Below are 7,858 nucleotides of genomic sequence, written 5' to 3'. Positions count from 1 at the left end.
ACTAGATAAGGAATATCCTAAAAGCTAAAATAGCCTTTAAGGCTAGCTAGGTAGGCTTAAGCCTACTTTTCCTTTTAGTAAACGAGGTGTATATAGCTTGATATGTAGTTATTGTGGAACAGAAGGATTGGAAGATAGTTGCTCTTTTTGTGGGGCTAATTTAAATATAAAAAGACCCACACTAAAAGAATTTGTGGTCTTAGAGGACGTTGAGAAGACTTTTAATGAACTTTCATGCTTTCATACGTATGATTTGTTAGTTTTGCTGCGTTTAGTACGTAAAGAACGGACAAAGGCTTATGATTTAATGCTAACGCTTAAAAAGGCTGGTAAGAGCCCTCAAATTGATCAAGCAATGGTAAATTATTCAGAAGAGCAATATGGGCTTTATACGAAGCGTATGAAGGTTATAGAAGGTATTTTAATAGACAGGATGGGTTATAAACCCCAACGAGTAGATGATAAATTGTTAGCGAAATTAGCTGAAAGGCTACGAAAAGAGTAGAAAAAGAGGGAAAATATTGATAGTGTTGAATGTAGTATAAAATGAGAAAAACCGCCCATGCTTTGGACGGCAGGCGGTTTCTCAAACATAGAAAGGGAATGGGTCCCTTATCAAACATATTTTATGTACATATTCTATCATAAGGGACTAATTCCTGCCACATAAGGAGAGGAATTAGTATGTCAAAAAGTGAAAATAATCTATCTTTAGGTAAGGTATTAGACGAAGCAAATAAAAAAGCTCGACTCAAAGATATTCAAAATGAAAAAGTACTTAGTCATGAAGAAATGGAATTTGCCAATGAATTGCAGGCTAAAGCTAATGCTAAAGGAATGAAGCTTGTGCCCGATCGTAAAATCAAGAATAACACTCCTTTTGTTCAAATTATCCAGCATAATTTTAGCTATTTAAGAAAAGAAGGTTATTTAACCTTGGCTGAGAAAGGCTTTTTAGTAGATATTTCAGAGTTTGTAGGCTTTTCATCGAATTGTATAGTCGACGATGTGAAGAAGAAAGATCCGATTCCTTTAAACCAATCTGATTTGGCTAAAGCTTTAGGAAGAGGAAAGAATAAAATTAGCCCGTTAGTTACAAGTTTAGTAGATAAAGGGATTATGGCTCGTGCTGAATCAGGTTTAGACGATAATAACGTAAGATCTTATGCAATATATATAAATCCTCATATTATGATTTCTGGTTCAAAAGATCATGTTAATGAGACATTGAAAACAATGTTTAAAAAAGCAATGAGAAAACCAGTAATGAAAAATTTACCTATACGTTTATTTTAAAAAAGCCTTTATATAAGGCTTTTTTTTATATTTTCGTAGTTCCCAAAAACGGTAACTAGTGTTCCCGAAAACGGTAACTACGAAAAATGCTGTATTCCTTGATATATAAGGTTTTTTAATATCTTAAAGGTCTTGTCTCTCTCACTCTTATATTAAATAGCAATTTGCTATTAGGATTTCAAGAGTCTTTTTATATTTTTTCATATTTGAAAAATAGCCATAAAGGCTAAAAGGCCGCCTTAAGGCGGCCAAAAGATTGCTATTAAAGTTAATGTTCTTTTTATGTGCTTATTGAGGAACACTTAATTTTTATAATGCTATTTTTATTTGCCAAATAAACGAGCAAAAAAGCTTTTATGTTGTTCTTCTTCTTTTTCTTTTGTAGCTGCAATTTCTAATAGTTGTTCCTGGTTGTGTTTTTGTGATTTGCGTATGTAGTCCATCATTTCTTTATCTCTATTATTAATTTGGTTACTTATTCTTTTTGCCAAACGTTCTTCTAATTCTTTTAATTGTGTGTTCATCTGTTCTTGTTCTGTCTGTCTTTTCTCTTCAGATGTTTTCAAAGCTTCTTTATAATGATCTAGCATTTCTAATAATTTATTATTAATGGACTGTTGCTGTTCAAACTGTTCTTTCATCGTATTTAATACAATATCTATTGTGTGATTATTATGTTCTTGGTGAACAGTTAGCTCACGGTTATTTTCTTCTTTTTTTGAGTGTTCTTCTTGTGTGATTGATGAGGAACGGTTCCTATCAAACCCTTTTACAACAGTCATTGCAGCTATTTCTAATGGGAGCTTTTTCTCTTGAATAGCGTATTTTAAGTTTGACAATAAAGTTTGGTCAGTAACAGAATAGTAACGCTTTTTTCTGTTATCTTTTACAAACTCATAACCATGCTTTTCTAATTCAATACACCATTTTCTAATATTACTGGAAGTTGTATTTAATCGCTTGGCCATTTCTTCAGCGTTTATTGTATCTTGCTTGATATCCATACCTGGCCTCCGTTCCTAATATGTTATCTTCGTGCTTTCTATATGATACAATTTTATCTAAACAAATTCGAGAGGACTTGTTTATCTCCTTTTATTTAGTAGAAATTTAATGCATAAAATATAAATATTCTATACATTAAATTTTAGCTTGACCGTCAGAAGAATGTTGTTAAATCAACAATGTATAAAATCCTGTATAAATTAGAAAATATTAAAGTGAACAACCCGTTGGCCGCCAAGGGGTTGTTTTTTTTGTGTGTTCCGGAAAGAGACATTATGTTAACTAAATATGTATACAGTATTCATCTTTAAAAACTTTAAATTCCATTATTTTGTGATATATTTGCTTATTTATTGTAAAAATCCAATAAATTTATTGTTATAATATATAAAACTAATCTTAAATACCTGATCATATAAAAATACCTATTTTAAAACTTTTTAGTTGTATAAATGTTATAAAACAAATATACTTTCTTTATAACCTGATTAATTTTAATCTTTTAAAAGATACATTACCTGATTAAGAACAGGGGAGGATTTGTATGAAAGAAATCGATTTTTCTAAACGTCTATCTTTAATTATTGAAGATAGAGGATTAACAACGATAGCTATAGCAGATATTTTAAAGGTACCGCAAAGTCTTGTTTCTCAATGGAAAACTGGAGTTAGAGTGCCAAATATAGGCCAGCAAAAAGATATTATAGAGAAAATACTTTCTGTTCCGCCTAATAAAAAAAACATCTTTACTAATAGGGTTCCATTTATAGAAAATTACAATGCTTATAAGGCTAAAGGGAAAGTAAACAAATGCGATATAGTACATCAGTTTATAACAGTTGATTTAGTTGATTATATTAATGCTTATTTAAGAGATGAAAAATTCTCAGAATTGGATTACCTTAATGTTACTGGATCGTCCGGTGTTGGAGTAATAGCTGACTCTTTCTGGACTGCAGCTTTAGATAAACGCATTACAAGATCAACAAGAACAGGGATTTATCCTGTTATTCTTTTTGATTCAACTGGGTATTTTCTTTACCAAACAATTGCATTTGGAGTTGATAGTGTTTCAAAGCCGATGAAGAATCTCCCTTTAATGACAGAAGAGCCTAAACGAATATTGGCAAAGGCCATTGAAAATGAGAGATCATATTCTGGTTTTACTACTGATTCAATTTTTCTAGGAACTTCTCACAGAGCTAAATTGTATGAAAAAAGTGTCATCATTTCCAAGAGGTATTCAATTGACAAAGTTGATGCAACTCAATTTCTAGACGATTTTAAAAATCTTTTGGATTTATATTATGGCTTTGTTTTTGATTTCTTTTTAGAATCTAAGGAATTAAAGTTTCAAATAGAAATTGAAAAATCTGAGAGCAATAGTAGCAAACACAGTATTATCAACCCTGACTTATATCGTGCACTATTAAAACGAAAACAGGAGCATAACGAAAAGATAGGCAAAGAGGCTGAAGAGTTTGTTTTGAAAACAGAAAAGCAGCGTCTGAATTCCTTAGGAAGAAATGACTTAGCCGAAAAGGTTAAACATTTATCTATGATTGGAGATGGTTATGGTTTTGATATATTAAGTTATGAAGCAAATGGTACAAAAAAATATATAGAAGTTAAAGGTTCTTCACTAGGAGCATCAACTTTTCATTTTTATCTATCAAAAAGAGAAAAGGAAGTGGCTGAGGAGTTAGGGATGCAATATGTAATTACATTGGTAGAGAATGTTACTCATCGGAATATAAGTATTGTTGCTGAGATTCCTTACAGGCAAAATTCATTTGAAATGAGTCCTGTTCTTTTCAAATGTGAATATACAAAAGATGAGTAAAAAAGGTGTTCTTTTATTTACTCAAAATAAAAAAGCTATAAGCAATTTAGGTAAATTCAAAGCAGCAAAATAGCTTGTAATTACTGTAGGAGTTGGTATCTTTACTAATTAGACACGGAAAAAATTACATGTTAAAGTTAAAAATTGTATTAATGTTGATATCTGGGAGGATAGAATGAGTGAAGATTGATGTTGTAATTTTTATATTATCTATAGCTATATATATATTTTCTTTTATTACCTTTGTGAAAAAGGAAAATAAAAAAGAAATAACTTGGCGTTATATACTTATCATCTTATTATTTCTTTTACTTGGTAGTGTCTTAATGTTTGATGTATTATCAAGGATGAAATTTTCTTTCAATGTGGTAAGAAATATTACTACATTTTTAAGTTTGGTCATTGCTTTGGTTTCTTTCGTTACTTCAGTTCACTTTACAAATAAAACGGCTAAAATCAATAAAGAAAATAAGAATTCTGATTTTGTTATGTCGCTGATGAAAAATCATTATGACTTGATGAATTCTAAAAGTGGTGCCATTGATAAGCTAATGGACGATTTAAAGAATCAATTTGAAGGAAATATGTATATTATAGATAGATCAGTTGATGAATTTAGAACACACTTATCTTATCAAAAGCCATCTATAAAAGAAAAATTAGGTGCTATAGAAACAGCAATAGAATCTAGTGATAAAAAAAAGCCTCTCTTAAGTGAGTATGAAAAATTCAAGAAAATAATAAATGTTGACAATCCTCATGATGCAATTACAAGGCTCTTTATTACTTATTATTTGGAGGTACCTGAACATAAGAGCTTATTCGATAAAATATCAACTTCGACTAGTAACAAGAAATTCAATTCCGAATTCATTCAATTATTAAAAATGGATAATGGTTTTTTTGAATTACTTGACAGCTTTATGGCTGATAAGAAAACAGTCATTATGAAAGATTTAAAATATGATGATATATTTACTATTTGCAACAAAATTTTTGATGATGTTTATAAAGATGTTGGCCATTTTTTTAGAAACTCTTATAGAGTGTTTAAACTCATTAATGAGTTTTATAAAGAGGATCTAGTAAATAAAAACAATTATCAAGGTATTTTGCGATCTCAATATTCAGAGAATGTCATATTGGCTATCTATTATAATTCTGTTTTCACGACCAAAGGTTTGGGTTATGCTAGAGAGCTGATAAGTTCAGATTTTTTTGGAAGTACAGAAGATTTATTACTAGATGATCCACTGCACTTTAGAAAAGATAATTTGTTTTTTCTTGATAAGGATTTAAAAGTAATGAAATCAATTTTTGTATCTCAAAGTAACAACACCTTAACACTTGAGTCTTTAGAAGATTTAAAGAAAAAAATGAAAAATACCTTTGACTATGCTTGAGTAATGTTCTAATAGTTTTATAACCTTGCATATATTTTTTAATATGTTATTATTAGGACATAAAGAATTATTTAAAAGGTCTAAATCAGTTAATACTGCGTAATACTAAATACAAGTGAATTGAGGTTTGGAGATACCTGGCTAAATAAATCTCATTGAGGTTTTGGGGAACCTGGCTAAATAAATCCTTTGAGGTGTGGAACACCTGGCTAAATAAATTCCTTCACTTGATCGTTTTTAATATATAAATTAACAAAAAAGGTACTGATATTTATCAGTACCTTTTTAAATTAATCTGTTTAGGGTACTTTTCTTAAAAAATTAGTAAAAAAAAGAGAACCTACCGTCTCAAGGTTCTCTTTTTGCTATCAGTTGAATTATTATTTACTACGTGGTTTTGCCCAGAAGCAAAATGCTTTTTTGCCTACAGAACTCGCGTATAAACGTTGACCATTTTTTAGAGTGATCCATGGGCGACAGATCCACTCCATTTCTTCGGTATTTTTATTATTTTTTTTATTTTCCATAATTCCACTCCTCAGTAATTTACTCTTGCAGAGAACTACTAGGTATGGTATTGTGAAAAAACAGTTTAATTTTTAGTTTGCTCGCCAAAGCAAACAGACGGATTTTATATATAATTTATGAAATCAAATCATACCGTAGGTTGTCCTCTGCAAGGACATTTACGGTCTTTTTTTTGCCCTTTTTTCACATAGATCCCTCCTATTTCTTTAAAGATGATTTTATAGGTGGGATTTTCTTTTATATTTAAAATCCAATGCCATCTATAATATTAGTGCCCGCTCTATGTAATGTTCGTATTCTATAATAATAGTAATCCGAATTGTATAAACTTGTCAAGTATATTTTTTGAATTTTTAATATATTTCGTTCTCCTTTATACGACAAATTACGACAAAATCACAATATATTGTTTTTGTTAACTTTAATCGAGACTATATATTGTGTCTGTTTCTTCAGAATGCTATTATAACAGCGTTTGTTAAGTATTGGCAATGAAAAAATAAGGATTCTTAAAACTTTATCGTTGACTTTGGAAAAAATAACCTATATTATTCTTATTAAGCACTCATTTGAGTGCGCACTCATTTCAGGAGGAAGCATAAAATGCCAAAAACCCCACCTGGATACAAGCGTTTAAATGCTGATATACCAGAAGAATTATTCAAAGAATTTGCGAAGAGATGTATTGAAGAAGGCGTGAGCAAAAAAGATTTTCTTGTTCAACTTTTGGAGAAAGAACTCTTTAAAGATTCAAAGAAGTAAAAGAAAACAAAATAAAAGGGCACTTCCTCTGCAAAGGAAGCACCCCATGTAGAACTTAATATGGACTTCAATTATAACATGGGTCGCCCTCAAAAAATAGGAGGGTCTTATCATGGATCAAACCGAAAAATTGTTAATGGGTATCGAGAATATCTTGAGTGTAGCTTCTGACTTAGTACAAGAAGTAGATCGCCTTAAACGTGTTGAAGAAGAATGCCAAATACTTAAAGAAAAACTTTTTTTGAAACAACTTACGTCCTCTGAACAAGACGTTTTTGCTCTTGCGCTTGATGGCCATTCCATCACAGAAATGCAAGATATTTTGTTCAAAGAAGAGAGCACAATTAAGAATCAGAGACGCAGCATTCTACAAAAATTAAACGTTTCTTCGATGAAAGAAGCAATCGATTCTTATAAAAAAACTACCCAGACTTCTTCTCTAAACTTCACGAGTTCTCATCAAGAAATCTTTCAAAAGATAGTTAAAACTTCATAAAAGTTGAGGGTACTTTGAGTGGACAGTAGGTCAACATTTGCAAAAAGGTGTAAGATTTGATGTCGACACTAGGTCAACATTAGGTGCCTTTTTTACTCTTTAGGTCAACAGCAGGTCGACAGAATGGAAGTTTTCGTGGTACCACTTTTTTTGAGGTGAAAACGTTGTTGTGCTGGGCTTTGCCCAGCATATCACAGCCATGTGATATCAAAAACCCCTTATGCTCTTCTATACTCGTACTGGAAATTTTGCAATTTGATAGAAAAGGAATGATTTCATGGATATCTTTTTACGAAATATTGATCCGGTTGCTATGCAAAAAGTTGATACACTAGCGAAAGAAAATGGGATGTCTCGTCAACAATTCTTGAAAGAACAATTTGAAGTATTAGCTTTTTTTGATGAGCAAGTAGAAAGAGAAAAAAGATTAGAAGCAATCATTGAACAGAACATCGAAATGATGGAACAATGTGCGATATCAATTGAAAAGATGAATGATATTATCTATGAACTGATGGGAGATGC

General features: G+C 30.8%; 9 protein-coding genes. 7 read left to right on the top strand and 2 right to left on the bottom strand.

What is annotated here, in order from left to right; genetic code table 11:
- Positions 1-97: 97 nt before the first annotated feature.
- Positions 98-505, top strand: a complete 408-nt coding sequence (locus tag AC2YJL_RS27505) for a hypothetical protein (RefSeq protein ID WP_487375090.1) — start codon at positions 98-100, stop codon at positions 503-505.
- Between the two features lie 179 nt (positions 506-684).
- Positions 685-1,296 (top strand): MarR family transcriptional regulator, encoded by a 612-nt coding sequence (locus AC2YJL_RS27500; protein WP_189667191.1) that lies wholly within the window; start codon positions 685-687, stop codon positions 1,294-1,296.
- Positions 1,297-1,619: 323 nt separating this feature from the next.
- On the opposite strand, the gene AC2YJL_RS27495 is transcribed toward AC2YJL_RS27500, so the two are convergent.
- A complete protein-coding gene (locus AC2YJL_RS27495) occupies positions 1,620-2,300 on the bottom strand; it encodes a hypothetical protein (RefSeq protein ID WP_487375089.1) in 681 nt (226 codons plus the stop codon).
- A gap of 545 nt (positions 2,301-2,845) precedes the next feature.
- Between AC2YJL_RS27495 and AC2YJL_RS27490 the strand changes: the two genes are divergently transcribed.
- Together AC2YJL_RS27490 and AC2YJL_RS27485 are read left to right on the top strand one after the other, a co-directional pair.
- Positions 2,846-4,144: an MrcB family domain-containing protein gene (locus tag AC2YJL_RS27490; RefSeq protein WP_487375088.1), complete on the top strand. Its 1,299-nt coding sequence runs from the start codon at positions 2,846-2,848 to the stop codon at positions 4,142-4,144.
- A 179-nt stretch (positions 4,145-4,323) separates the two neighbouring features.
- Positions 4,324-5,547 carry a putative phage abortive infection protein gene (locus AC2YJL_RS27485; RefSeq protein ID WP_487375087.1) on the top strand — a complete coding sequence of 408 codons (1,224 nt, stop codon included), beginning with the start codon at positions 4,324-4,326 and terminating at the stop codon, positions 5,545-5,547.
- A gap of 380 nt (positions 5,548-5,927) precedes the next feature.
- Here AC2YJL_RS27485 and AC2YJL_RS27480 read toward each other — a convergent pair whose 3' ends face one another.
- Entirely contained in the window at positions 5,928-6,074 is a 147-nt protein-coding gene (locus AC2YJL_RS27480; RefSeq protein WP_487375086.1) for a hypothetical protein, read from the bottom strand.
- Between the two features lie 604 nt (positions 6,075-6,678).
- Between AC2YJL_RS27480 and AC2YJL_RS27475 the strand changes: the two genes are divergently transcribed.
- The 3 genes from AC2YJL_RS27475 to AC2YJL_RS27465 form a co-directional block, all read left to right on the top strand.
- Positions 6,679-6,837 carry a YlcI/YnfO family protein gene (locus tag AC2YJL_RS27475; RefSeq protein WP_487375085.1) on the top strand — a complete coding sequence of 53 codons (159 nt, stop codon included), beginning with the start codon at positions 6,679-6,681 and terminating at the stop codon, positions 6,835-6,837.
- Positions 6,838-6,949: 112 nt separating this feature from the next.
- Positions 6,950-7,333 (top strand): response regulator transcription factor, encoded by a 384-nt coding sequence (locus AC2YJL_RS27470; protein ID WP_487375084.1) that lies wholly within the window; start codon positions 6,950-6,952, stop codon positions 7,331-7,333.
- Positions 7,334-7,610: 277 nt separating this feature from the next.
- Positions 7,611-7,858, top strand: a 248-nt coding sequence (locus tag AC2YJL_RS27465) for a hypothetical protein (RefSeq protein ID WP_487375083.1), incomplete at its 3' end; no start/stop codon positions are given.

The sequence above is a fragment of the Priestia sp. SRI_019 genome (assembly GCF_057586255.1).
Note: the sequence above shows the minus strand (reverse complement) of the source record. Positions and strands in the feature narration are given on the sequence as shown.